This window comes from Micromonospora sp. CNB394 (assembly GCF_000374985.1).
Lineage (GTDB): Bacteria > Actinomycetota > Actinomycetes > Mycobacteriales > Micromonosporaceae > Micromonospora > Micromonospora marina.
The window spans coordinates 453,861-478,245 of record NZ_KB895825.1; the positions used below are offsets into that span (position 1 = coordinate 453,861).

Annotated in this window: 20 protein-coding genes; 14 read left to right on the plus strand and 6 right to left on the minus strand. The window is 74.0% G+C overall.

Going from position 1 to position 24,385, the window contains the following annotated elements; all coding sequences use genetic code 11:
* The first annotated feature begins 1 nt into the window (after window position 1).
* Entirely contained in the window at window positions 2-1,612 is a 1,611-nt protein-coding gene (locus tag C569_RS0101935; RefSeq protein WP_018784139.1) for an asparagine synthetase B, read from the plus strand.
* A 6-nt stretch (window positions 1,613-1,618) separates the two neighbouring features.
* Here C569_RS0101935 and C569_RS0101940 read toward each other — a convergent pair whose 3' ends face one another.
* Window positions 1,619-2,494 (minus strand): transglutaminase domain-containing protein, encoded by an 876-nt coding sequence (locus C569_RS0101940; protein ID WP_018784140.1) that lies wholly within the window; start codon window positions 2,492-2,494, stop codon window positions 1,619-1,621.
* A gap of 244 nt (window positions 2,495-2,738) precedes the next feature.
* On the opposite strand from C569_RS0101940, the gene C569_RS0101945 reads away from it, so the two are divergent.
* Window positions 2,739-3,734, plus strand: coding sequence for a carcinine hydrolase/isopenicillin-N N-acyltransferase family protein (locus C569_RS0101945; RefSeq protein ID WP_018784141.1), 996 nt, complete (start codon window positions 2,739-2,741; stop codon window positions 3,732-3,734).
* Window positions 3,735-3,923: 189 nt separating this feature from the next.
* Here C569_RS0101945 and C569_RS0101950 read toward each other — a convergent pair whose 3' ends face one another.
* Window positions 3,924-5,375, minus strand: a complete 1,452-nt coding sequence (locus C569_RS0101950; RefSeq protein ID WP_018784142.1) for an LVIVD repeat-containing protein — start codon at window positions 5,373-5,375, stop codon at window positions 3,924-3,926.
* A 138-nt stretch (window positions 5,376-5,513) separates the two neighbouring features.
* Between C569_RS0101950 and C569_RS0101955 the strand changes: the two genes are divergently transcribed.
* Window positions 5,514-6,236 carry a DUF305 domain-containing protein gene (locus C569_RS0101955; RefSeq protein ID WP_018784143.1) on the plus strand — a complete coding sequence of 241 codons (723 nt, stop codon included), beginning with the start codon at window positions 5,514-5,516 and terminating at the stop codon, window positions 6,234-6,236.
* Between the two features lie 75 nt (window positions 6,237-6,311).
* On the opposite strand, the gene C569_RS0101960 is transcribed toward C569_RS0101955, so the two are convergent.
* Window positions 6,312-7,703: a serine/threonine-protein kinase gene (locus C569_RS0101960; RefSeq protein ID WP_231394688.1), complete on the minus strand. Its 1,392-nt coding sequence runs from the start codon at window positions 7,701-7,703 to the stop codon at window positions 6,312-6,314.
* Between the two features lie 508 nt (window positions 7,704-8,211).
* Between C569_RS0101960 and C569_RS0101965 the strand changes: the two genes are divergently transcribed.
* The 7 genes from C569_RS0101965 (at window position 8,212) to C569_RS0101995 (ending at window position 14,896) form a co-directional block, all read left to right on the plus strand.
* Window positions 8,212-8,838, plus strand: coding sequence for an RNA polymerase sigma factor (locus C569_RS0101965; protein ID WP_026267592.1), 627 nt, complete (start codon window positions 8,212-8,214; stop codon window positions 8,836-8,838).
* 1 nt (window position 8,839) lies between these two features.
* Window positions 8,840-9,631 (plus strand): hypothetical protein, encoded by a 792-nt coding sequence (locus tag C569_RS29650; protein ID WP_231394689.1) that lies wholly within the window; start codon window positions 8,840-8,842, stop codon window positions 9,629-9,631.
* Between the two features lie 153 nt (window positions 9,632-9,784).
* Window positions 9,785-11,020 (plus strand): ergothioneine biosynthesis glutamate--cysteine ligase EgtA, encoded by a 1,236-nt coding sequence (gene egtA, locus C569_RS0101975; RefSeq protein WP_018784147.1) that lies wholly within the window; start codon window positions 9,785-9,787, stop codon window positions 11,018-11,020.
* Complete coding sequence (egtB, locus tag C569_RS0101980) at window positions 11,017-12,327, plus strand: ergothioneine biosynthesis protein EgtB (RefSeq protein ID WP_018784148.1); 1,311 nt, start codon at window positions 11,017-11,019, stop codon at window positions 12,325-12,327. The genes egtA and egtB overlap by 4 nt, the downstream gene beginning before the upstream one ends.
* Before the next feature lie 9 nt (window positions 12,328-12,336).
* On the plus strand, window positions 12,337-13,119 hold the full coding sequence (gene egtC / locus C569_RS0101985) for an ergothioneine biosynthesis protein EgtC (protein ID WP_018784149.1): 783 nt from the start codon (window positions 12,337-12,339) through the stop codon (window positions 13,117-13,119).
* Entirely contained in the window at window positions 13,116-14,081 is a 966-nt protein-coding gene (gene egtD, locus C569_RS0101990; RefSeq protein WP_018784150.1) for an L-histidine N(alpha)-methyltransferase, read from the plus strand. Before egtC ends, egtD begins: the two co-directional genes overlap by 4 nt.
* A gap of 227 nt (window positions 14,082-14,308) precedes the next feature.
* The gene (locus tag C569_RS0101995) at window positions 14,309-14,896 is read left to right on the plus strand and encodes a TMEM165/GDT1 family protein (RefSeq protein ID WP_018784151.1); all 588 of its coding nucleotides are present in this window, start codon (window positions 14,309-14,311) and stop codon (window positions 14,894-14,896) included.
* Window positions 14,897-14,969: 73 nt separating this feature from the next.
* Here the strand turns inward: C569_RS0101995 and nhaA are convergent, their stop codons facing one another.
* Window positions 14,970-16,271, minus strand: a complete 1,302-nt coding sequence (gene nhaA, locus C569_RS0102000) for a Na+/H+ antiporter NhaA (protein ID WP_018784152.1) — start codon at window positions 16,269-16,271, stop codon at window positions 14,970-14,972.
* Window positions 16,272-16,431: 160 nt separating this feature from the next.
* Window positions 16,432-18,279 (minus strand): nucleoside-diphosphate sugar epimerase/dehydratase, encoded by a 1,848-nt coding sequence (locus tag C569_RS0102005; RefSeq protein ID WP_018784153.1) that lies wholly within the window; start codon window positions 18,277-18,279, stop codon window positions 16,432-16,434.
* A gap of 185 nt (window positions 18,280-18,464) precedes the next feature.
* Here C569_RS0102005 and C569_RS0102010 point away from each other — a divergent pair, with 185 nt between their 5' ends.
* On the plus strand, window positions 18,465-19,913 hold the full coding sequence (locus C569_RS0102010) for a polysaccharide biosynthesis tyrosine autokinase (protein WP_018784154.1): 1,449 nt from the start codon (window positions 18,465-18,467) through the stop codon (window positions 19,911-19,913).
* Here C569_RS0102010 and C569_RS0102015 read toward each other — a convergent pair.
* Window positions 19,894-20,454: a protein-tyrosine-phosphatase gene (locus C569_RS0102015; protein ID WP_026267593.1), complete on the minus strand. Its 561-nt coding sequence runs from the start codon at window positions 20,452-20,454 to the stop codon at window positions 19,894-19,896. The genes C569_RS0102010 and C569_RS0102015 overlap by 20 nt on opposite strands.
* A gap of 144 nt (window positions 20,455-20,598) precedes the next feature.
* On the opposite strand from C569_RS0102015, the gene C569_RS0102020 reads away from it, so the two are divergent.
* The 3 genes from C569_RS0102020 (at window position 20,599) to C569_RS0102030 (ending at window position 24,353) form a co-directional block, all read left to right on the plus strand.
* Window positions 20,599-21,840, plus strand: coding sequence for a glycosyltransferase family 4 protein (locus C569_RS0102020; RefSeq protein WP_018784156.1), 1,242 nt, complete (start codon window positions 20,599-20,601; stop codon window positions 21,838-21,840).
* A gap of 100 nt (window positions 21,841-21,940) precedes the next feature.
* Entirely contained in the window at window positions 21,941-23,719 is a 1,779-nt protein-coding gene (locus C569_RS0102025) for a DUF4012 domain-containing protein (RefSeq protein WP_018784157.1), read from the plus strand.
* 13 nt (window positions 23,720-23,732) lie between these two features.
* Window positions 23,733-24,353, plus strand: a complete 621-nt coding sequence (locus C569_RS0102030; RefSeq protein ID WP_026267594.1) for a hypothetical protein — start codon at window positions 23,733-23,735, stop codon at window positions 24,351-24,353.
* The last annotated feature ends 32 nt before the right edge of the window (window positions 24,354-24,385 follow it).

Below are 24,385 nucleotides of genomic sequence, written 5' to 3' on the forward strand. Positions count from 1 at the left end.
GGTGTGCGGCATCGCGCTGAGCATCGGCCCCGACGCGGACCCGGCCACCTTCCGGCGGATGCTCGCCGCGCTCGCGCCACGTGGTGAGGTCACCGAGACCCGGCAGGAGAAAGGCCTCCTGGCGGGCGTACGGCGGCTGCGGATCGTGGACCGGGAACGCTCCGTCCAGCCGTGGATGTCGCCGGACGAGCGGCACCTGCTCTGCTTCAACGGCGAGATCTTCAACCACCACGAGCTGCGCGCCGAGCTGACCCGGCTGGGGCACCGGTTCACGACCGCCGGCGACACCGAGGTGGTGCTCGCCGCCTTCCGCCGGTGGGGCGGGAACGCGGTACGCCGGCTGCGCGGCGAGTACGCGTTCGTGGTCGTCGAACGCGACACCGGCCGGGCGTACCTGGCCCGTGACCCGCTCGGCGTCAAGCCGCTGTACTGGTCCCGCCTGCCCGGCTGTCTGCACCTCGCCTCCGAGGTCAAGGCGCTGGTCGGGCACGGCGCGCCGATCGGCGAGGTGGCGCCCGGGCATCACGGCTGGGTCGAGCCGGGCCGACCGGTCCGGATCGGCCCGCACGTCGACCTGCTCACCCTCGGCGACGGCCTGCCCGTGATCGACGACCCGGACGAGGCGGCGCTACTGGTGCGCGTCGCCCTCACCGACGCCATGCGCGCCCGACTGGACACCGACCTCACCGTCGGCGTGGTGCTCTCCGGCGGCCTGGACAGCTCACTGGCGCTGCTGCACGCCCGGGAACTGCACCCGGACTGCGTGGCGGTCACCATCGGCGTGCCGGAGAGCCCGGACGTCGCGTACGCCCGGCGGCTCGCCGCCGACCTCGGCGTCCCGCACGAGGTGATCGAGCTGCGGCCGCGCGACATCCGGCTCGCCGACGTCCGCGAGGCGATCCGGATCTCCGAGCTGACCGAGTACGGCGACATCATCAACGCTGTCGTCTCGGTGCCGATCTTCCGGCGGCTGCGCGAGATGGGCGTCCGGGTGGTGCTCACCGGCGACGGCTCGGACGAGCTGTTCGGCGGGTACCCGATGTACCGCCGGGTCGGGCCGGAGCGGTCCCGCCGGCTGTTCCTGCACAAGATCCGCAACCTGTGCCGGACCGAGCTGCAACGGGTGGACCGGGCCAGCATGGCGCACGGTGTGGAGGCCCGGGTGCCGTTCCTCGACCTCAGCGTCGTCGAACTGGCCATGCGGCTGCCGCTGGACGTGAAGCTGCGCGACGGGCAGGAGAAGTGGATCGTCCGGCGGGCCTTCGCCGACGTGCTGCCCGCCTACGTGAGGCAGCGGCCCAAGAACCCGATGTCGTACTCGTCCGGGCTGCACGAGCGGGCCCGCCTCTACAAGCCGCTGTTCGCCCGGCTGCACCGGTCCTTCGGCTACGACCTGCTGGAACCGGTCCGCCGGGACTTCGACAGCGTGCTCACCCGGTGCGGCAACGACCTCGACCGGGCCATCGCCGAAGGCATGGCGCGGCCCGACTACACGGTGCTGGAACACGCCCGGGACCTGGTCGGCGCGGCCCGCTGGAACGCCGCCCCGATGGTCCGCCGGCTGGTCAACCCGCGCCGCACCCGAGGCGACGAGGCGCCCCTGCCCGGCTGAGCCCGGTCAGCGACGCAGGTCGACCTCGGCGGCCGTGCCGGACACCGGGTCCATGCAGTGGACGGTCGCACCCGGACGCAACCGGTCGTCTGAGACGTACCGCCGGGCCAGCTCCCGCCCGGCGGCGGCGTCGCCGCGGTCGGCGGCCACCAGCAGCGCGGCGACCTCGTCGACGAGCGGCAGGTCGGCGTCGGTCAGGTCCTCGGTCATCGCCCCGAAGCCGTCCCAGAGCAGCACCTCGTCCTTCTGCCGGTGGGCCAGCTCCAGCAGCACGTAGTCGTGGACGAACCAGTCGCCCCGGAACGGCAGCGACGGGTCCACGCCGTAGGTGTCCGGGTCGATGCGCCCCGCCCGGTGCGCCAGCCAGACCCGCGCCGCCGAGTCGAAGTGCCTCGCCTCCGGGTCGATGTCGTAGCCGTCGAACGGCCGGTCGTCGGCCGGGTCCAGCTCCGGGTCGGACCACACCCAGCGCCCGCCGTCCCACCACTCCGTCAGCACGTGGTCGTGATGCCACCCGGGGACGAAGTAGCTCGCGAACCCGACCCGGCTGCGGGCCGGGATCCCGTGCTGGCGCAACGCCGCGACGGTGAGCAGGGTGTGGTCCCGGCAGCAACCGCCGACCCGCTCGGCGGCCGGGCGCCCGGCGGTCAGCGGCAGCGGGAACCGGGACTGGTCGGCGTCGAGGATGCGGTCCAGCCAGCGCAGGTTCGCCTCGGCCCGGCGGGCGTCCGGCAGCTCCACGCCACCGGCCCGGTAGTGGACGATCACGTTGCGGGCGGTCGCCGCGACAATGGGCAGGTCGGCCGGCACGGCGTCGAGCAGCGCCGCGTGGTGGCGGGGATCGCTGTACGGGGAGTGCGTCCGGTAGTCGTCGACGTCCATCCACCCATTGTCGGCGCCCGACGCGGCCCGCGGAGGCCCGCTCGAAGCGCAATGTCGCGTACCCGAACGCCAGGTCCGATCGCCGCCAGCGCCGCCGTCGGGGCCACACCAGACTGGGACCGTGACGACGACCCGGACCGCATTCCTGATCCGCCCGCTGCCCGCCGCGACGCTCGCCGACCTGCGGAGGAGCTGACCGACTCCCGGATGGACATCGGCGGTCGCCTCTTCTAGCGTCGCTGTCATGCGGAGGACCCTCATCGCCGGCGGGCTCGCGCTGCTCCTGCTCGGCACGGCCTGCGGGGAGAGCAGCCGGTCCGGCCCGCCGGCCGCGCCCGGCGGGCCGACCGCGTCGCGGCAGGACGCCGGGCAGGTCGAGCGGACCCTGGCCAGCCTCCGTAAGATCGACGATCTGCCGATGTACGAGATGACCTACGACGGCGACTACGACCCGACCGCCGGACTGGCCGGCTCGACACCCCCGAGCCCGTTCGGCTGCTCGCTGTTCGCCGCCCTCGGCGACCGGGACCGGCCGCTGTTCGCCCGCAACTTCGACTGGGAGCCGAACCCCGCGCTGGTGCTGCGCACCGACCCGCCGGACGGCTACGCCTCGATCTCGCTTGTCGACATCTCGTACCTGGGCGTTTCCGCAGACCCGGCGGGGGACCGGCGGCTGCTGGACGCGCCCCTGCTGCCGTTCGACGGCATGAACGAGCGGGGTCTCGCGGTCGGGCTGGCCGCCGACGACGGGGCACGCGCCGAGCCGGTGCCCGGACTGCCGGCTGTGGGCTCGGTGCGCATCCTGCGCCTGGTGCTCGACTCGGCCGCCACTGTGGACGAGGCGGTTGCCGTGTTCCGGCGCTACAACCTCGACTTCGACGGCGGGCCCCCGCTGCACTACCTGCTGGCCGACGCGACAGGCGTCTCGGCGGTGGTGGGGTTCGTCGACGGCAAGCTCACAGTGGACCGGCGGCCGGGCCCGTGGCAGGCGCTGACGAACGTGCCGGCGGCGGGAGTGCCGGACCGGGAACTGCGCCGGGACCACAGGTACGGGGCGCTGGCGAAGGAACTCGACCGCGCCGGCGGGGTGGCCGACGCGGCCGGGGCGCTGCGGTTGCTGAACGCGGTACGCCAGTCGCACACCCGCTGGTCGGTGACGTACGGACTGCGCAGCGGTGAGGTGCGGGTGGTGACGGCGGGCGGCGGCTCCCGCGACTACCGGCTGCCGATGAGCGACTGACCGCGACCGCGGCGGTGCCGCCCTCCCGGTCGGTCGGCTGCCGGCACCTGTCGGCGAGCGCGGGCAGATCCGGCTCGCCGAACCGCTCGGTCGTCGATCGTCACTGGCACGGGTCCGTTCCGTCGCGGTACCGCACCGGGCCCGGCGCCCTCCGCGAGGGGAACACCGGGCCCGGCGACGGTCAGCGGGTCACCAGCTCAGGTAACCGGCCTGCGTCTGCACGTTCAGTTCGGGCACCAGCAGGAACTTCGCCAGCCAGGTACGCGGGTCACGCAGCTCCAGCACGTCCAGTCCCTTCTGGATGTCGCTGGAGTAGATGTGGCCGTTGTACCAGTAGGCCGACCAGGACCCGCCGGTACGCAGCTGCGAGGCGTCCAGCGGCCCGCGCTCCCAGTAGGCGATCTCCTTGGGCTTGCGCGAGTCGGTGAAGTCCCACACCGAGATGCCGCCCTGGTACCAGGCCTGGACCATGATGTCGCGGCCGGGTACGGGGATCAGCGAGCCGTTGTGGGCCACGCAGTTCTCGGTGTCCGCGTTCGCCCGCGGGATCTTGTAGTAGCTGCGGAACTCCATCTTGCGGGCGTCACCGCGGCCGGTGATGTCGTAGATGGCGTCCGCGCCGCGGTTCGGGCCGACCACCTCGTTGCAGGTGGCCGCGCCGCCGCCGCCCAGCTCGTCGGTGAAGACGACCTTGGTGCCGGCGTTGTTGAACGTGGCCGAGTGCCAGAACGCGAAGTTCTCCGCGTCGGTGACCCGCTCGATGACCCGGGGCGCCTCACGGTTGGAGATGTCGAACAGGACGCCGTCACCCATGCAGGCGCCGGCGGCGATGTCCTTCGACGGGTACGCGGTGATGTCGTGGCACCCGGTGGTGGCCGACGACTGGCCCGGGACGCCAGGGTAGCCGCCGTCCGGGAAGAGGTTCGGCGTGGCCACCACGGAGGCCGTGGTGGGGTTCTTCACCGGCACCTTGACGATGGAGATGGAGTCGTGCGGCGGCTGGCAGTCCGGGAACTCGGCCCGCGGGCTGTACGAGGCGACGTACAGGTAGACGTTCCGCCTGTCCTTGCCGGGCACCAGGGTGTGGGTGTGCGAGCCGCACGCCGTCTCCACCGACTTGATGTAGCGCGGGTTGCGCTTGTCCCGGATGTCGAAGATCTTGATGCCCTCCCAGGACTCCTTCACCGTCGCCGACTGGCTGGTGCTGGCGCAGGAGTCGTCGTTGCGGGAGGAGTCGGTCGACAGGAACAGCAGGTTCCCGTGGACCGAGATGTCGTTCTGCGAGCCGGGGCAGAGCACCTGGGACACGATCGTCGGGCGACTGGGGCGGGCGATGTCGTAGACGACGAACCCGTCGTAGTTGCCGACGAACGCGTACCGCCCCTGGAAGGCGATGTCGGTGCCGAACGCGGCGGAGGTGTCGAACGGCGCCTGTTTCGGCAGGTTGGCCACCTGGCGCAGGTTGGGGCTGCTGGAGATCTCGTCGACCCCGGGGACGGCGCTGTCCACGGTGGCCGGCGCGGCTTGGGCTCGGGGGATCTCCTGGGCGCTGCTCGGTGGCGCGGTGAACACGCCGGCGAGCAGCAGGCCGGCGGCGGCCAGGCTGACGATCCGGATGCGGGACGTGCGGATGTTGATCATCGGCAACACCCTTCGAAAGGGGGTCATGATTGGCCACACCTTACCTATTGGAGACGGCCATCAATGTGAGCTGGGTCACACTCGGGAACTTTCGTCTATGGATAGGATCGCTGTCACCTTGACCGGAGGAGGCGTCGTATGACCAGCCGGCGGGCACGCGTGTGGGTGGGTGTCACAGCACTGGTGACCCTCGTCGTGGTCGGCGCGATCGCGCTGACCGGGCGCGAGGACGCCCGTACCCCGGAGGCGGCTGGAACCGTCGCGGCGGCCGGGCCGAGTACGAGTGCCGCCGAGCCGGCGCCGCCGGTGGTGGTCCCGGGACGACCGGGGGAGCCCGCCGCGACCCGCCCCGCCGAGCAGGTCCGGGGCGCCACCACGCCGCGATGGAACAGCCTCGACGTCTGGTATGTCCGGATGATGATCCCGCACCACGAGCAGGCCCTGGAGATGGCCGCCCTTGCGCCGGAGCGTGCCGCCGACGCGCGGGTCCGCGCCGTGGCCGAGCGGATCCACGCCGCGCAGGGTCCGGAGGTCGGCCTGTTGCGCGCCTGGCTCAGCACTCGCGACCTGCCTGCCGACGTGCCGGGGCACGACCACGCCACGATGCGCGGGATGCAGTCCGCCGAGGCGATGCGACGCCTGGCGGACGCGCGCGGAGCGGCCTTCGACAGGCTGTTCGTGCAGATGATGTCCGACCACCACCGGGGCGCGATCGTCATGTCCACCGACCTGCTGAAGGTCGGCGTCGACCAGCCGATGCAGGAGTTCGCCACCGCGGTGGCGGTCGAACAGGGCGCCGAGATCAACCGCATGCAGGCCCTGCTGCCCACCCCTGAACCGCCACCACCCGGTCGATCATGAGGGTGGCTGCGACAAACCGGGCAGCAGCCACCGTCACCGTCAACGTCATGATCGACGAGGGGTGGAGGTGTGCGGTCAGCGCTGGGTGGCCGGCTCCCCGCCGGTGTCGCCACCGCCGCCGCCGGTTCCGGGGTCGGGGTCGGCGGTGGTCGGATCCGGCGCCGGCGGCGTGGTCGGATCCGTCGTCGGTGGAGTGCTGGGCGGCGTGCTGGTCGGCTCGTCCGTCGGGGCCGGCTCGTCCGGCGGGCTCGGCTGGGCAGCCGACGGGGTCGGGGAGGAACTCGGCGTCACCGAGGGCGTGGCCGACGGCCGGCTGTCCGGACCGGCCGAGCGGAAGGTGTACTCGTCGTCCGCCGACGGCTCGTCGGCGACCGGCTCGGCGGCCTGGTCGCTCGGCACCACCGCGGGCGCCGTCTTGTCGATCTTGGTGGCCGGTTCGGCCGTGTCGCTCGCGGCGGCCACCAGCGCGCCCAGCGCGCCCATCGCCACCAGCACCGCGCCGAGCGCCCCGACGAGCGTGCCGCGCCGGCCCCGGCGCCGCGACGTCGCGACCGCGGCGCCCGGGCGGACCGCCGGCTGGTCGTCCCGGGACCGCGCCGGACCCGCCGCGCCGCGCAGCGCCACCGTCGCGGTCGGCGAGTCGGCACGCACGGCCCGGGCCGCGTCGGCCATCGCCGCCGCGCTGGGGTAGCGGTCGGCCGGGTCCTTGGCCAGCGCCCGGGACACCAGCTCGCGCACCGACGCCGGGATCTCCGCCGGCAGCTCCGGCGGCTCGTCGTCGAGATGGCGTACGGCCACCTGGAGCGGGTTGTCGCCGGTGAACGGCGGGCTGCCGGTGAGGCAGCAGTACGCGACGGCACCGAGCGCGTACACGTCGGTGGCGCCCGAGACGGGCCGGCCGGCGGCCTGCTCCGGCGCCATGTAGAGGGCGGTGCCGGGTACCGCGTTCGTGCTGGTGATGCTCGTGACGTTTGTCGATCGGGCGACCCCGAAGTCGACCAGGACCACGGTGCCGTCGTCCTGCACGAGCAGGTTGCTCGGCTTCACGTCCCGGTGGACGATGCCCCGGCCGTGTGCGGCGTGCAGCGCCTGCGCCACCTGGGCCACGATCGACATGGTCTCGGCTACCTCGAGGCTCCCGGCGTCCTCGATCCGCCGCGAGAGCGGCTCACCGGCGACGAACTCCATCACCAGGTAGTCGGCCCGGCCACCGCCGGGCAGGTCGTCCTCGCCGCAGTCGAAGACCTGGACCACGCCGGGGTGGCGCAGCGAGGCCATGATCCGCGCCTCGGCGCGGAACCGGGCGATGAAGTCGGGGTCGGACACCAGGGCGGGGAGGAGCACCTTCACCGCTACCGGACGACCGAGGACCAGGTCCGTGGCACGCCAGACGTCGCCCATGCCGCCGGTGGCGACACGGTCATCCAGGCGGTACCGACCGCTGAGTACGACGTCTGAGGACAGCACCCCCATACCGTACCCACAGCGGGCGCGAAGTATTTTCCCGCGTATCCGCGTCCGGCCCGGCCGGGCCGTTCGGACGGGTGCCGGCAGCCGGAACGCCGATCGGCTGATCGTGACCGGCCCGGTACGATCGGCCAGAAAGTGACGCGTCCGCGCGCTCCCGGTCCACCGTGGGGGCGTGTTCCGATCTCACCGGAGCGTCGCGCCCGTCCTCGGCGTTACCACGACACGCCGATGCCGGAGCCAGACATTTGTCTCTGTTTTTTTCGTCCTCGACGGCTTGCCGGCCCCTCCCGCCCGTCCCGGTGTCGGCCCGGCTCCCGGCCGCCCCCGGCCGCCGGTACGGTATGTCCCGCCGACGTCTGTTGCCGCGCGGCAAGTGTCAATGGCGCACCGCACCCCCGTGCGCGTGCCTGATCAGCTCACGAGGGGGCCGAGTGCGGATGGCGGTGTGGTCACCGGCTCCCGTCGACGCCCCGCGCCGGGCCGGCACGCGGGTGGGGCGGCGGGCGTGACGGCCGAGCTGAACGAGGCGGTCGCCGGGGCGCAGGCGGGCGACGAGGAGGCGTTCCGGTTCCTCTACCGCAGCCTGCAGCCCGCGCTGCTGCGTTACCTGACCGCCCTCGTCGGCGCCGACGCCGAGGACGTGGCCTCGGAGGCGTGGCTCCAGATCTCCCGCGACCTGCCGTCGTTCACCGGCGGCGAGTTCCGCGCCTGGGCGGTCACGATCGCCCGCAACCGGGCCATGGACCACCTGCGCCGGCAGCGGCGGCGTCCCTCGGTGCCGGTGCCTGTGCAGGCGCTCAACGACCTGGCCGCCGACGTCGACACCGCCGACCGCGCCGGTGAGGCCATCGCCACCGAGAGCGCGCTGGCGTTGATCCGTACGCTGCCGCCGGCCGAGGCCGAGGCGGTGATGCTGCGGGCCGTCATCGGCCTGGACGCGGAGACCGCCGGGCGGGTGCTGGGCCGGCGGGCCGGCGCGGTGCGCACCGCCGCGCACCGGGGCCTGCGCCGGCTCGCCGCGATCCTGGAGCGCCCGGCGGCGCAGGCCGACACCCGGGACGCCGTCGCGCCGCGTCCCCGTACCGATCGCCAGGTGCCGCACGCGCCCGAGGCCGAGCCGGCGGAGGGCTGACGTGAGGGGAGACGACGGCATGCACGCTCGCCGGTCCGGCGGGCCCGCCGACCGGGCGGAGTCCGACCGCCTGCTCGACGCCGCGCCCGTCGGCACGCCGCCGGAGACCGACGCCGACCCGCTGACCCGGCTGCTGTCCGCCGCCGCCGCACCGGCGGCGCCCGGCGAGGTCGCCGGGGAGGAACGGGCGCTCGCCGCCTTCCGGGCGGCCCGCGCGGCGGCCGGGACGGCCCCGGCGGCGGCAGCGGTGGCCGCGCCCCGCCCGCGCCGGCGCCTGCGGATCGCCGCCGCGTTGTCCGGGCTGGCCGCCACGGCAGTCGCCGGGGTGGCGTTCGCCGCCGTGCGCCTGGACCACCGGCCCGAGCCGGTGGGCCCGCCCGCGACGACGGCCGGCCCCACCGGACCGTCCGGCGCCGGACCCGCCGTCACCGGGCCCTCGCGGCCGGCGCCGAGCACCCCGGCCGGCGACGCGTCCGGCGCGGCGTCGCCACCGGCGCCGACGCCGTCCGGGACGTCGAGCGCCGCCGCCCCGCCACCCGCACCCCCAGGTGGCGACGGCCGGATGGCCGGCCACTGCCGCGCCTACCTGGCCAAGCCGGAGCGGCAGCGGGACAAGGCGCTCACCAAGCCGGGCTTCGCCGACCTGGTGGCCGCCGCGGGCGGCCCCGAGCAGGTGGAGGGCTACTGCCGGAACCTGGTGGGCACGCCCGCGGAGGACCCGGGCGACGACTCGGACGACGACTCGGACGACGACGACTCGCCCAACGGCACGAGCCCGCAGACGGACGACTGACCGGCCACGGCGCAATCAGATTCCGGACAAAAATTCATCTCCCCGGGCAAGCGGATCTCGTCTGCTAGACAGAGGATGGTGGGACGGCGTCCCGTGCCGTCCCGGCCGGACGCGTCGCGACGTCGCCGCCCATCGCCGAGGAGGAGCCGTCCCATGGTGATGTCACCGGATCTGGACCGGGCAGTCGTCCTGGGGGACGAGGAGGCGGCCCGGGGCCACCTCGCCCGGATCTGCTTCAAGACCGGCCCGCCCGCGCTCGTCGGCGTCGAACTGGAATGGACCGTGCACGACGCCGCGGACCCGGCCCGGCCGGTCGACCGCGAGCGACTACGCGAGGCGCTGGGGCGGCACAGCCCCGTGACGCTCGACCCCACCAGCCCGGCCGACGAGCTCCGGCGCGGCGGCGCCGTGACCGTGGAGCCCGGCGGGCAGGTGGAGATATCCGCGGCACCGCGATCGTCGGTCGCCGTGCTCATCCTGGCCACCGAGGCCGACGTCGCCGAGCTGCGGGCCCGGCTGGACGCCGCCGGCCTGGTGCTCGGCCGCAGCGGCATCGACCCCTGGCGCCGGCCCCGGCCCGTCGTGGAGACCCCGCGCTACCGGGCCATGCGGTGCGCCTTCGACCGCCGGGGCCCGGCGGGACGCGCCATGATGTATAGCACCGCCGGCCTCCAGGTCTGCCTGGACGCGGGCGAGCCGGACCAGGTGGCGCAGCGGTGGGCCGCCGCGCACGCCGTCGGCCCGCCGCTGCTGGCCGCCTTCGCCACCGCCGACCGGCATGCGGGGCACCGCACCGGATGGGCGTCCGCCCGGATGGCCACCTGGCTGGCCATCGACCCGGCCCGGACCCGTCCGGTCTGGTCGCCCGGACGCGCCGGTGCGGACCCGGTGGCGGCCTGGACCGGGTACGCGCTCGCCGCGCCGCTGCTCTGCGTACGCGGCGACGGCCCGGACTGGACCGCACCGCCCGGTGTCACGTTCGCCGACTGGCTGGCCGGGGCGCTTCCCCGCCCGCCCACCACCGACGACCTGGAATACCACCTCAGCACGCTGTTCCCGCCGGTGCGCCCGCGTGGCTACCTGGAGCTGCGCTACCTGGACACCCAGCCCGGGCCGGAGTGGACCGTGCCGCTGGCGGTGCTGACGGCGCTCTTCGCCGACCCGGCCACCACCCGGGACGCACTGGCGGCGGCAACCCCGGTCGCCGCCCGGTGGCGCGCTGCGGCCCGGTGCGGGCTGGCCGAGCGTCCGCTGGCCACCGCCGCGGCGGCGCTGTTCGACCTTGCCCTGACCGCCCTGCCCCGGCTCGACCTGCCGGCCGGCCTCCACGACGACACCCAGCGAGCGATCCGGCGGCGCCGCGCCGCCGCGGAGAGGGGACACCGGTGACCACCACCACCGAGCGACTACGCGACCGGATCGCCGCCGAACTGGGGCGGACCCGGGCCCGTACCGCGTCGCTGACCGACGCGGTGGACGACGACGACCTGGTCCGGCAGCACTCCACGCTGATGTCGCCGCTGGTCTGGGACCTGGCGCACGTCGGCAACCAGGAGGAGCTGTGGCTGGTCCGCGACGTCGGGGGCCGCGACCCGGTGCGCCACGACATCGACGACCTGTACGACGCGTTCAAACAACCCCGCAAGGACCGGCCGGCGCTGCCGCTGCTGCCGCCGGCCGAGGCCCGCGCCTACGTGCGCACGGTACGGGACAAGGTGTTCGACCTGCTCGACGGCATCCGCTTCACCGAGCGTCCCCTGGTCGCCGACGGGTTCGCGTTCGGCATGATCGTGCAGCACGAACAGCAGCACGACGAGACCATGCTCGCCACCCACCAGTTGCGCGCCGGCGCCCCGGTGCTGGACGCGCCGCCCCCGCCGGAGCCCCGGGCCCGGGTCGGCGGGGAGGTGCGGGTGCCGGCCGGGCCGTTCACCATGGGCACCTCCACCGACCCGTGGGCGCTGGACAACGAGCGCCCGGCCCACACCGTCGACCTGCCCGCGTTCTTCATCGACGCCGCGCCGGTGACGAACGGGCGGTACCGGGAGTTCATCGCCGACGGCGGGTACGACGAGCCGCGCTGGTGGAGCGAGGCCGGCTGGCGGCACCGGGTCGAGGCGGACCTGAGCGCGCCGATGCACTGGCGGCGGGACGGGGACGGCTGGGCGTACCGCAGGTTCGGCCGCTGGTCGCCGGTGCGCGACGACGAGCCGGTGGTGCACGTCTGCTGGTACGAGGCGCAGGCGTACGCGGCCTGGGCCGGCAGGCGGCTGCCGACGGAGGCGGAGTGGGAGAAGGCGGCCCGCTGGGATCCGGCGACCGGCCGGTCCCGGCGTTACCCGTGGGGTGACGAGGACCCGGCCGGCGGGCACGCGAACCTGGGCCAGCGGCACCTGTGGCCGGCACCGGTCGGCGCGTACCCGGCCGGCGCCTCCCCGCTGGGCGTGCACCAGCTCGTCGGTGACGTGTGGGAGTGGACCTCGTCGACGTTCCGGGGCCACCCGGGCTTCACCGCGTTCCCCTACCGGGAGTACTCGGAGGTCTTCTTCGGCGACGACCACCGGGTGCTGCGGGGCGGCTCGTTCGGCACCGACCGGTCCGCCTGCCGGGGTACGTTCCGCAACTGGGACTACCCGATCCGGCGGCAGATCTTCAGCGGGTTCCGCTGCGCCCGTGACGCCGGACCGGGGGAGTGAGCCGGCCCGATGTGCCGTCACCTCGCCTACCTCGGTCCACCCGTGCTCCTGTCCAGCCTGCTGACCGACCCGCCCTACGGGCTGCTGCGCCAGTCGTGGGCGCCGCGTGACATGCGCGGCGGCGGCACGATGAACGCCGACGGTTTCGGCGTCGCCTGGTACGCCGGCGACGGCGACCCGGTGCGTTACCGGCGGGCCCAGCCGATGTGGAGCGACACCACGCTGCCGGAGCTGGCCGCCGTGACGCGGGTGCGGGCGGTCCTGGCCGCGGTCCGCTCCGCCACCGTCGGGATGCCGCTGCACGAGACCGCGGCGGCGCCCTTCGCCGAGGGGCGGTGGCTGTTCAGCCACAACGGCGTGGTCCGGGGCTGGCCGGACACCCTGGTCCCGCTCGCCGCCGGCCTGCCCGTCCGCGACCTGATCACCCTCGACGTGCCCACCGACTCGGCGCTGCTGTGGGCGCTGGTCCGGCACCGGCTGCGGGCCGGCGCGCCACCCGGCGAGGCGGTGGCGGACACGGTCGCGGCGGTCGCCGCCGCCGCTCCCGGCTCGCGGCTGAACCTGCTGCTCACCGACGGTACGACTGTGGTGGCGAGCACGGCCGGGCACGCGCTGTCGGTGCGCCGCGGCCCGGACTCGGTGCTGCTGGCGTCCGAACCGTTCGACGACGACCCGGCCTGGCGGGCCGTGCCGGACGGCCGGCTCGTGGTGGCGACCACGGGCGGGCTCGACGTGCGGGACCCGTCCGCCGCCCGACGATCCGTACCCACCGCAAGAGAGGACACTCGATGAGCGCGGAGCCGCTGGAGATCCACCTGGAGCAGCAGGACCTCGACCGTGGGCTGCGGGAGGACGTGCGGGTCGGGCTGGCCGCGACGCCGAAGTGGCTGCCGCCGAAGTGGTTCTACGACGCCCGGGGCAGCGAGCTGTTCGAGGAGATCACCCGCCTGCCGGAGTATTACCCGACCCGGGCCGAACGGGCGGTGCTGGCCGGGCACGCCGACGACATCGTCTCGACGACCGGCGCGAAGACGCTGATCGAGCTGGGTTCGGGCTCGTCGGAGAAGACCCGGCTGCTGCTCGACGCGTTCACCCGCCACGGCGACCTGGGCACGTTCGTGCCGCTGGACGTCTCGGTGAGCGCGTTGCGGTCGTCGACCGAGCAGATCGCCGCCGCGTACCCGGGTCTGCGGGTGCGGGGGATCGTCGGCGACTTCACCCGGCACCTGGACCGGCTGCCCACCGGCGGCCGGCGTCTGGTGGCGTTCCTCGGCGGCACGATCGGCAACCTGCTACCGGTGGAGCGGGCCGAGTTCCTCACCTCGATGCGCGCGTCGCTGGAGACCGGCGACTGGCTGCTGGTCGGCACCGACCTGGTCAAGGACCCGGGCGTGATCGTGCCCGCGTACGACGACGCGGCGGGCGTGACCGCCGAGTTCAACCGCAACGTCCTGCGGGTGATCAACCGTGAGCTGGGCGCGGACTTCGACGTCGACGCGTTCCGGCACGTGGCGGTCTGGGATCCCGACCGGGAGTGGATCGAGATGCGGTTGCGCGCCGAGCACGCCACCCGGGTGCGGGTTCTGGGCACCGATGTGGCCTTCGCCGCCGGCGAGGAACTGCGGACCGAGGTGTCGGCGAAGTTCCGGCCGGCGGGGATCGCCGCCGAGTTGACCGCTGCCGGGTTCGACAGGCGCGCGTTCTGGACCGACCCGGACGGGCTTTTCGGGGTGAGCCTGGCGCGGGCCGACTGAGGGCCGCCGTGGCCCCACCCGCACCCGGTGACCGGGCCGGCCGGTGATCGGCTAGGCTGGCGACGCGAAGGGGAGTAGCCCCCAATGTCGTGGTCGACACACTGGTGCGTTCCGCATCCGGCCACGCGGCCCCGGTCTCCGGGGCGGGCGAGACCTTCGACTCAGGCTGTCGCAGCCGGGTCGAGGGCGCCCCCGTTCCTCCTCCCGGCTTGATCGGGAAGGTTCACATGGAGGGTTTCCTCGTCGCGCTGGTGGTCAGCTTCGGCGTCATCTTCGTCGCCGAGCTGGGCGACAAGTCCCAGCTCATGGCTCTGACGTTCGCCACGCGGTTCAAACCGGTGCCGGTGCTCATCGGCATCACGATCGCCACCGCCGTCGTCCACCTGGCCTCGGTGGCCATCGGGTACGGCCTGAACGCCGCCCTGCCCACCGAGTGGATCTCGTTGATCGCCGGTCTGGCGTTCCTCGGCTTCGGCGCGTGGACGCTGCGCGGCGACCGGCTGACCGAGGAGGAGAAGCGCAAGGCCGAGCGCGGCGGCCGGTCCGCCGTCATCGCCGTGGGTGTGGCGTTCTTCCTGGCCGAGCTGGGCGACAAGACCATGCTCGCCACGATCACGCTGGCCACCAGGTACGGCTGGTTCGGCACCTGGCTCGGGTCGACGCTCGGCATGGTGGCCGCGGACGCGCTGGCGATCCTGGTGGGCCGGATGCTCGGCCGCCACCTGCCGGAGCGGACCATCCGCTACGGCGCGGCGGTGCTGTTCGCCGTCTGCGGTCTCTGGCTGATCTTCGAGGCGGTCACCGAACTGAACTGACTGTGAGGCTGGCGGGGTCGGCCCGGCAGGCCGCCGCCGTCCCGCGACGGGGCGGCGGCCTGCGTCGTGTCGGTCAGACGGTGTCGCCCTGGTAGACGTCCGGGACGCCGTCGCCGTCGGCGTCCCGGCTCTCCCGCTCGCTGATCCGGCGGTAGACCCGGTTGCGGCGGATCAGCACCACCGAGGCGAGCAGGGCGGAGATCAGCGAGCCGAGCAGCACCGCCACCTTGACGCCGTCCTCCTCCGGGCTGCCGGGGCCGAACGCCAGTTCGCCGATGAGCAGCGACACGGTGAAGCCGATGCCGGCCAGCAGCGCCAGCCCGAGCAGGTCGGCCCAGGTGATCTCCTCGTCCAGTTCGGCGCGGGTGAACCGGGCGAGCAGGTACGACGACCCGAACACGCCGATCACCTTGCCGAGCACCAGTCCGGCGGCCACCGCGAGAACCACCGGGCTGGTCAGCACGCCGCCCACGTCCACGCCGACCAGGGTCACCCCGGCGGCGAAGAAGGCGAAGACCGGCACGGCCAGACCCGCGGAGACGGGCCGCCAGCGGTGCTCCAGCCGCTCGGCCAGGCCGGGCGCGCCGTCGCGGCCGCGCAGCACCGGAACGGTGAAGCCGAGCAGCACGCCCGCCACCGTGGCGTGCACGCCGGAGGCGTGCACCAGCGTCCAGGCGACCACCGCCAGCGGGATCAGCGCCCACCACCAGGTCCGCCGGCGCTGCACGAGAAGCCCGAACGCCGCGATCGGCAGCAGCGCGGCGAGCAGCGGCAGCGGCTGGAAGTCGGCGGTGTAGAAGACCGCGATGATGGTGATCGCGAAGAGGTCGTCGACCACCGCGAGGGTGAGCAGGAAGGCGCGCAGCCCCTGTGGCAGGTGGGAGCTGATGACGGCGAGCACGGCGAGTGCGAAGGCGATGTCGGTGGCGGTGGGGATGGCCCATCCGCGCAGACCCGCGCCGCCGGCGCTGAGCGTCACCGCCAGGTACACCAACGCCGGGACGATCATGCCGCCGAGCGCGGCCACCACCGGCAGCGCGGCCCGCCTGGGGTCGCGCAGGTCACCGGCGACGAACTCGCGCTTGAGCTCCAGGCCGACCACGAAGAAGAAGATCGCCAGCAGCCCGTCGGCGGCCCAGGTGCGCAGGTCGAGGTCCAGGTGCAGTCCGGCGCCGCCGGGCCACGGCACCCAGTGGCTCAGGTCGGCGTACGCCGCGCGCCACGGCGAGTTGGCCCAGATCAGGGCGAGCACCGCGCCGAGCAGCAGCAGGCCGCCGCCGACCGTCTCGGTGCGTAGCACGTCCGCCAGGAAGCGAGCCTCCGGCCAGGAGCGGCGGGACAGCAGGCGGGACCGTTGCGGAGTGTGCTGGGGCATGCGGGGTCCGTTCGGGAGCTGGGGTCGGCGAAACCATCGCCGACCAGGCTTCCCGGCACACCGGGATCAACCCTAACGGGTGCCGCCCCTGGCGGCGAGCGGAGCCGGCCGATGGGACGCCCGTCTCACCACCGGGGCGGGGCGTCCCGTCGGCCGGCGGTCAGCGTTGTCCGGGCAGGGCCGGCAGGGACACCCCGGCCGGGTCGCAGAACGCCGCCATCCGCTTGATCAGCTCGTCCGCGTCGGCGTACGGGTCGAGCCCGCGCACCTCGTCCGGATCCAGTTCCGGCACCGGGACGTGGGAGATCAGCGGGTGCAGCGGCCGGGTGTCGACCTCGTCGGCGCCGAACAGGTGCTCGTGCAGCTTCTCGCCCGGGCGCAGACCGGTGAAGACGATCTCCACCGGGTGGTCCGCCTCGGCGGCGAGCCGGCGTGCCACGTCGGCGATCCGGACCGGCTCGCCCATGTCGAGCACCAGCGCCTCGCCGCCCCGGCCGATCGTCGCCGCCTGGAGCACCAGGTGCACCGCCTCCTGCACGGTCATGAAGTACCGCGTCACGTCGGGGTGGGTGACGGTGATCGGCACCCCGGCCCGGATCTGTGCCTGGAACGCGGTGAGCACCGACCCGCGGCTGCTGAGCACGTTGCCGAACCGGACGCTCAGGTACCGGCCGCCGAGCCGCTGCGCGTGGTACGCCGTGAGCCGCTCGGTGATCCGCTTGGAGTAGCCGAGGACGCTCGCCGGGTTGGCCGCCTTGTCGGTGGAGATGTTCACGAACTCGGCGACGTCCCGGCACGCCTCCAGCACGTTCAGCGTACCCAGGATGTTGCTCTTGATCGCCTCCCCGGGGTGGCGCTGGAGCAGCGTGAGGTGCTTGAGAGCCGCGGCGTGGAACACCACGTCGGGCTGCCGGTCGGCGACCACCCGGGCGATGCCCTCGGCGTCGCGGATGTCGGCCAGGACCAGCTCCGGCCCGTCCAGCAGCGCGCGTCCGTGCAGCGACATCTGCAGGGCGTGCAGCGCGGACTCGTCCCGGTCGAGCATCATCAGCTCGTCCGGCTCGCAGCGGGCGATCTGCCGGCACAGTTCCGAGCCGATCGAGCCGCCGGCACCGGTGACGAGCACCCGGCGTCCGGCCAGCCCGCCGCGCTCGACGCTCAGCTCGGCCACCCGGTGCGCGCGGCCGAGCAGGTCGGTGAGCTGGAGGTCGCGTACGTCGGTGGCGGCCACCGGACGGTCGAGGACCTCGCGTACCGGCGGCAGGACCTTGAACGCCGCCCCGGCCTCCAGCGTGCGGGAGCGCACGTCGCGCAGCAGCTGCGGGTCGGAGCCGCTCATCGAGAAGATCACAGTGCTCGCCCGGGTGGCCCGGACGGCGACGCCGATCTGCTCCCGGCCGCCGAGCACGCGCAGCCGCTCCAGCCGCAGGCCGCGGCTGTCGGGTGCGTCGTCGAGCAGCCCCACCGGCCGGTAGCTGCTGTCCGGGTCGTGCAGCAGCGCCCGGACGAGCCGCTCGCTCGCCGCGTCCACCCCGTAGATCAGGCAGCGCTCGGCGTGTCGCGCGGCGGGTGGCCGGCGGTCGACGTGGGCCCGCCAGAGTCCCCGGGCGGTCGCCATCACCACGAGCGCCACCGCACCGCCGACCAGCGGTGTGCTGGCCGGTACCGGGTGCCGCGCCCACGGCAGCAGGGCGACGAAGCCGACAGCCGCGACGAGCGCGACGGTGGTGGCCAGGCCCTGCGCGTCGCCGGCGCTGCCGATCGGATACCGGCCGTAGAGCCGGGACCGCAGCAGCGTGAGCGCGGCGTACAGCGCGGCGCAGGCCAGCGCCATGCCGAGCGCACGGGCGCTGGCGGCGGCGGTGAGGGCGAACTCGTACCGCGTCCAGGCGGCGCCGAGAAAACCTCCGCACCACGCGGCGGTGTCCAGCGTTAACAGGGAAAGGGTGGCGGCGCGGTGGGTGATCCGGCCGGGAGGTCGAACGGCTGTGATCGCGTCACGATCCATGGGCTGCCCTCTGTGTCCTATCCGTATTGAAAGGATTAGACCGTCTGTGCCTGTTCGGTCGTTTACTGTCGTGCAATCACGTAACGTCATGAATAGGCGATTCGATCCTGGCATGGCAACTGGGGTTTTTAGGGGGCTTTCGTGCAGTTTCATCGGCAGACCGGCGTGTCGAGAGGGGGAGCGTGATGGACGTTCTCGGCTACCTGCGCCTGGTCCGACGCCACTGGTGGATCGTGCTGGTGACGGTGATGCTCGGCCTGGGCGCCGCCGCGCTGATGACGGTCCGGACGACGCCCCGGTACGAGGCCTCGGTGACCTTCTTCGTCACCACGCCCAGCCAGGGGGTCACCGACGCCTACCAGGGCAGCCTCTTCCTCCAGCAGCGGGTGAAGTCCTACGGTGACCTGCTCACCAGCGACCGGCTGGCGCAGAGCGTGGTCGCTGACGCGCCGCTCGGACTCACCGCCGACCAGGTGCGCAGCCGGATCCAGACCACCGCCACGACCGGCACGGTTCTGCTCCGGGCGACGATCACCGACACCGACCAGACCCGGGCGCTGAAGACCACCGAGACGCTCGCGACCAAGTTCACCGAGCTGGTACGCAAGGTCGAGACGCCGCCGGACGGCAACGCCCCACCGATCAAGATCGAGGTGGTCAGTGGTCCCCGGGTCACCTCCGCCCCGGTCTCCCCGCAGCCCACCCGCAACCTGGTCCTGGGCGGCCTGCTCGGCCTGCTGCTCGGCGTCGGCCTGGCCGTGCTGCGCGGGGTGGCCGACGTCCGGATGCGCGACGGCGCCGGTCTGCAACGGGTGACCGGCAGTCCGCTGCTCGGCGAGATCCCGTACGAGACCGGCGCCCGGTCGGCGCCGCTGATCGTCGGCGACGCGGCCACCTCCGCCCGGGCCGAGGCGGTCCGTAAACTGCGCACCAACCTGCGCTTCGTGGACGTGCACGAACCGGCCCGGGTCATCGCCGTCACCAGCGCGTTGCAGGGCGAGGGCAAGACCACGATGGCCTGCAACACCGCCATCGCGCTGGCCGAGGCGGGCTGGCGGACGCTGCTGATCGACGCCGACCTGCGCCGCCCGAAGGTCGCCGACTACCTCGGGATCGACGGCGGCATCGGTCTCACCGACGTGCTGGTCGGCGACGTCCAGGTCGGTGACGTGGTGCAGCGCTGGGGGGAGAAGTCCCTGCTGGTGCTGCCCAGCGGCGCCACCCCGCCCAACCCGAGCGAGCTGCTCGGCTCCAAGTCCATGGCGGACCTGCTGGTCGCGCTGCGGGACTCGGCGGACATCGTGGTCATCGACACCGCACCGCTGCTGGCGGTCACCGACGGCGTGGTGGTGGCGGTGCAGGCCGACGGCGCGCTCCTGGTCACGCAGCAGGGGCGTACCTCCCGCAGCCAGGTCGCGGCGGCGGCGAACGCGCTCAGCTCGGTCTCGGTGCGCCTGCTCGGCTGCGTGCTCAACATGGCCAAGGTGACCAAGTCGGACGCCTACCAGTACGAGGCGTACAAGGTGGTCGTACCGCCCGCGGTGCCGTCCGTGCCGGCCGACCGGGCCGGCACCCGGCGGGGCGCCAAGGCCGTGGGCGACCGGACGCAGGAACTCACCCGGCTGTCACGATGAGCGCGAGCACGGGCCGGATCGACCTCTCGATCTCCTCGGCGCAGCGCCGGAAGTCGGCCGGCGAGCCGCCGATCGGATCGCGCAGCTCCTCCGCGCCGGGGGCGGCGGGTTGCAGCCGCCCCCGGGCGCGGACCGCTGCCGACACCGCCGCCCGCAACGGCGTGGCCGCATCCGCCTCCGCCTCGGCGGGCCGGGCGGCGGCGGCCAGCCGGGCGAACTGCCGCAGCGTGAACGTCCGGGTCAGTGCGGCCGGCGCCAGCGCGGCGCAGGCCGAGCGTTGCCTGCGGGTCGCGGTCAGCACGAGCGCCGCCCGGGTCAGGTGCTCCGGGCGCAGCCGCCGGGTGCGGAAGGCCGCCGGGTCCGCGCCGGCGGCCGCGGTCACCTCGACCGCGTACGGGTGCATGGCCGCCCCGTCGATCGCGTCGGTACCCGCGCTGGCCACCGCCAGCGGCAGGCCGGCCAGCATCCGGCGGGCGATGAACTCCGCCATCGGTGACCGGCACATGTTCGCGTGGCAGACGAAGAGCACCTCGTCGACCATCTGCACCCCTCTCGTCGGCACGGTCGCGACGGAGGGTGCCGCGACGGCGTTCTTCCGGCGGTCGCGGCCGGACGCAGAGGGGATGCGGGAATCGTACGCGGTGCGGCGCCCGGCCGCCCGGAAAACCGCGCCGGGAGCGAGGTCATGAGGGTCGGCATCCTCACCTACCACTTCCCGCCGGAGCCGGCGTTCGTCCCGGGCAGCCTGGCCGAGGAGCTGGTGGCCCGGGGCCACGAGGTGCGGGTGCTCACCGGCTTCCCGGACTACCCGGGCGGCCACGTCTATCCCGGCTGGCGGCAGCGCTGGCGGCACCAGACGCACAGCGAGCGGCTGACCGTGCGCCGGGTGCCCCGGTACGCCGCGGGCGACGACTCCGCCCGTGCCCGCGCGGCGGGCTGGCTCTCCTTCGCCGGCAGCGCCGCGCTCGCCGGCCGGGGCCTGCTCCGCGACGTCGACGTGCTCTACGTCCACGGCCACCCGGCGGTCACCTTCGCGGCCACCGGGCTGCTGCGGCTGCTCGGCCGCACGCCGACCGTCCTGCACGTGCAGGACGTGTGGACGGAACGGGACGGGCGTGCGGCGCGGGACAGCGGTTGGCCGGCCCGGCGGGAGGCCGCCACCCGCCGCCTGTACCGGGAGGCGGCGGTGGTGGCGGTCGGCTCGCCGGCCATGGCGGATCTGGTCCGTGCCGGCGGGGCGGAGCCGGGCCGGGTGCGCACCGTGCCGAACTGGACCGACGAGCGCATCTTCCGCCCCACCCAGGCCGGCCCTGCGGTGCGCCGGCTGGTCCGCCGGGACGACCGCTGCGTGGTGATGCACGCCGGGACGATCGGCGCGCGCCAGGATCTGGACACGGCGGTCCGCGCGGCGGCGGCGCTCGGCGACCGGATGGACCTGGTGCTCGTGGGTTCGGGTCCGCAGGAGCGGCGGGTGCGGGGGCTCGCCGCCGACCTCGGCGCGGACAATGTCCGGTTCCTGGAGCGTCGGTCCGCCGTGGACATGCCGCAGCTCTACGCCGCCGCCGACTACCAGCTCGTGGCCCAGCGCGGACTGCCGGAGCTGCGCGGCCGGGTGCCCGGCAAGCTCCAGGCCGCGCTCTCCTGCGCCGCGCCGGTGGTCGCGTCCGCGGCGGGGGAGGCGGCGAAGGTGGTGGAGCGGGCCCGCGCCGGTCTGTCCTGCCCGCCGGAGGACTGGGCGGCGTTGGCCGACCGCTTCTGGCTGGCCGCCGCGATCCCGCCGGCGGCCCGGACCGACATGGGCAGGCGGGGTCGCGACGCGTACCTGCGGGACATGTCGATGCAGGCCGGTGTGGACCGGATCGAGGCGCTGCTGCACGAGGCGGCCGAGGCTACGGCTGGCCGAACGAAACTCGCACACAGCGGTTGAATCGTCAGAGTATCGGATAACGCGGCGAAAAGGCAGTTTCCCGTGCTAAAACGACTCGATCGCGAATTGTGCCGATGAGACCGACACGTAGGGGGAATCCGTGACCGGACCTGGTGCCACGCCCGTCCGGCGGCGCCGCTCGCGCCGGCGCGCCCGGGTCCGCCGGATCCTGCTGACCGGGCTGGTCGTCGTGTCGGTGCTGCTCAGCGCCGGCGGCTGGGTCGCGTTCCGGGGCTGGCAGGCCCGCGCCCACCTGGTCAACGCCGCCGGGCTGGCCCGGGAGCTCAGCGCCCAGGTGCTCGACGGTGATGTGGCCCGGGCCCAACGCACACTCGCCGCCCTGCAGGGGCAAGCCGTCGCCGCGCGCGGCGAGACCGGGGATCCGGTGTGGTGGGTCGGCCAGCAGGCCCCCTACGCGGGAGACAACCTCGCCGCGGTACGACAGATCGCGGTGGCGGTGGACGAGCTGGCCAGGCTGGCGTTCCCCACGCTGCTGCGCGTCGACCTCGCCTCGCTGGTGCCGAAGCAGGGCAAGCTGGATCTGGCCCGCCTGCGCGCCGTCTCGGCCGAGGTGTCCGCCGCCGACCAGGCGGTACGCCGGACCGCCGACCGGCTGCGGCAGGTGCCCACCGGCGACCTCGTGACGCAGGTACGCGACGCCGTCACCGCGCTGCGGGCGGAGCTGGACCGGCTCGGCGAGCTGACCTCGGCGGCTGAGCGCGGCGCCCGGCTGCTGCCGCCACTGCTCGGCGCGGACGGACCGCGCAGCTATCTGCTGGTCTCGCAGAACCCGGCCGAGCTGCGTGCCACCGGCGGCATGTTCGGCGCGTACGCCGTCCTGCGTGCCGAGGGTGGACGGATCCGCCTCGTGTCGCAGGGCAGCTCGTCCGACCTGCGGTTCTTCGACCCGCCGCTCACTGTCGACGTGGAGGCGAAGCGGCTCTGGGGTGACCTGCCGGGCATCTATCCGGCGGACGTGAACCTCAACCCGGACTTCCCGGCCGCCGCCGCGCTCTACCGGGACATGGTGCGCCGCCGGACCGGCACCACCGTGGACGGGGTGCTGGCGGTGGACCCGGTGGTCCTGTCGTACCTGCTCGGCGTCGTGGGCCCGGTGAACGTGCCGGACGGGCCGTCGCTGGGCGCCGCCACCGCCGTGCGGACGCTCCTCAGCGACTCGTACCGCGATCTGGGCACGAAGGACCAGGACGAGTACTTCACCAAGGCCGTCTCGGGCGTCTTCGACGCCCTGTTCACCAAGGCGGTCGACCCGCGTGCGCTTCTGACCGTTTTTACCCGTTCAATCAATGAACGTCGGATATTGTTCTGGAGTGTCCGATCCGAGGAGCAGCGCGCACTGGCCGGCAGCCGGCTGGCCGGTCAGCTCCCGGAGCAGGACTCCGTACCGACTGTCGGCGTGTTCCTCAACGACGGCAGCGGCGCGAAGCTCGGCTACTACCTCAGGTTCTCGGCCACCGTGACGGTCGGCGAATGCCACCCGGACGGGCGCCGCGAGCTGCGGCTGCGGATCACGGTGCACTCCACCGCCCCGAAGTCGGGCCTGAGCAAGTCCGTCACCGGGCTGGCCCTGGCCGGCGACAAGTACACCGCACGCACATTCGTCTCCGTCCACACGCCCACCGGCGGCGCCGTGCTCACCGGTCGGCTGGACGGGCGGGACACCGCGATGGGCAGCGGCACCCACGGCCGTCGCCAGGTGGCGGTGGCGAACGTGGAGACCCGCCCGGGGCAGACCCGGACGCTCGACGTCACGGTGCTCACCGGCAGGACCGGCGCCGGGACGGCCGAACTGGTGCACACACCCACCGTCACCCCATGGACCACTCACGTAGTCAACGCACCAAGCTGTGAACAGTAGGAGGGAATCCATCATGCGGCTATCCCGCATCATCATGGCGCTCACGGTGGGCCTGGCCGTAGCGGCCGTGCCGACCGCGGCCGGAGCGGCGCAGCCGCAGCCTCCGGTCTACCCGCCCGAGATCGCGTCGCTGACCGTCTCACCGCCCACCATCCGGCTCGGCGAGACGTTCAAGCTGCGGGGTTCGGGCTTCCTGGCGAACGAGTCGGTCCGGATCGACGTGGCGATCTCGGGCCTGCCCGCGGCCGCCCCGGTCGAGGGGACCGCGCGGCGCAGCGACGGCAGCACGGTGGCGATGGCGCCCGTGGCGTACACGCCCAACCGGGCCCAGCCGCAGCCCGCGCCGACCACGTTCACCGTGACGGCCGACGCCAGCGGCAACTTCACCGTCCCCTACCGCCCGACCCGGCCGGGTCGGCACACGTTCACCGCCACCGGTCTGACGTCGGGCCGTACCGCCAGCGCGACCGGCACCGTCCTGCCGCCGCGGCCGACCCAGCCGCCGCACAAGGGTGGGCTGCCGGTCACCGGTGACAGCATCGGTACGCCGCTGAAGCTCGGTGGTGGCCTCGCCGCCGCCGGTGCGGTGCTGCTGCTCGGCTCCATGGCCTGGCGCCGCCGTCGCGCCGGCTGATCCGGCACGCCGGAATCAACCGGCTCGATCGT

Excerpts from the sequence above, each read along its gene's own strand:
- C569_RS0101940 (WP_018784140.1), bottom strand. The coding sequence starts at position 2,494 with ATGGACGTCGACGACTACCGGACGCACTCCCCGTACAGCGATCCCCGC.
- C569_RS0101945 (WP_018784141.1), top strand. The coding sequence starts at position 2,739 with ATGCGGAGGACCCTCATCGCCGGCGGGCTCGCGCTGCTCCTGCTCGGC.
- C569_RS0101950 (WP_018784142.1), bottom strand. The coding sequence starts at position 5,375 with ATGATCAACATCCGCACGTCCCGCATCCGGATCGTCAGCCTGGCCGCC.
- C569_RS0101955 (WP_018784143.1), top strand. The coding sequence starts at position 5,514 with ATGACCAGCCGGCGGGCACGCGTGTGGGTGGGTGTCACAGCACTGGTG.
- egtA (WP_018784147.1), top strand. The coding sequence starts at position 9,785 with ATGGTGATGTCACCGGATCTGGACCGGGCAGTCGTCCTGGGGGACGAG.
- egtC (WP_018784149.1), top strand. The coding sequence starts at position 12,337 with ATGTGCCGTCACCTCGCCTACCTCGGTCCACCCGTGCTCCTGTCCAGC.
- egtD (WP_018784150.1), top strand. The coding sequence starts at position 13,116 with ATGAGCGCGGAGCCGCTGGAGATCCACCTGGAGCAGCAGGACCTCGAC.
- C569_RS0101995 (WP_018784151.1), top strand. The coding sequence starts at position 14,309 with ATGGAGGGTTTCCTCGTCGCGCTGGTGGTCAGCTTCGGCGTCATCTTC.
- nhaA (WP_018784152.1), bottom strand. The coding sequence starts at position 16,271 with ATGCCCCAGCACACTCCGCAACGGTCCCGCCTGCTGTCCCGCCGCTCC.
- C569_RS0102005 (WP_018784153.1), bottom strand. The coding sequence starts at position 18,279 with ATGGATCGTGACGCGATCACAGCCGTTCGACCTCCCGGCCGGATCACC.
- C569_RS0102010 (WP_018784154.1), top strand. The coding sequence starts at position 18,465 with ATGGACGTTCTCGGCTACCTGCGCCTGGTCCGACGCCACTGGTGGATC.
- C569_RS0102015 (WP_026267593.1), bottom strand. The coding sequence starts at position 20,454 with ATGGTCGACGAGGTGCTCTTCGTCTGCCACGCGAACATGTGCCGGTCA.
- C569_RS0102020 (WP_018784156.1), top strand. The coding sequence starts at position 20,599 with ATGAGGGTCGGCATCCTCACCTACCACTTCCCGCCGGAGCCGGCGTTC.
- C569_RS0102030 (WP_026267594.1), top strand. The coding sequence starts at position 23,733 with ATGCGGCTATCCCGCATCATCATGGCGCTCACGGTGGGCCTGGCCGTA.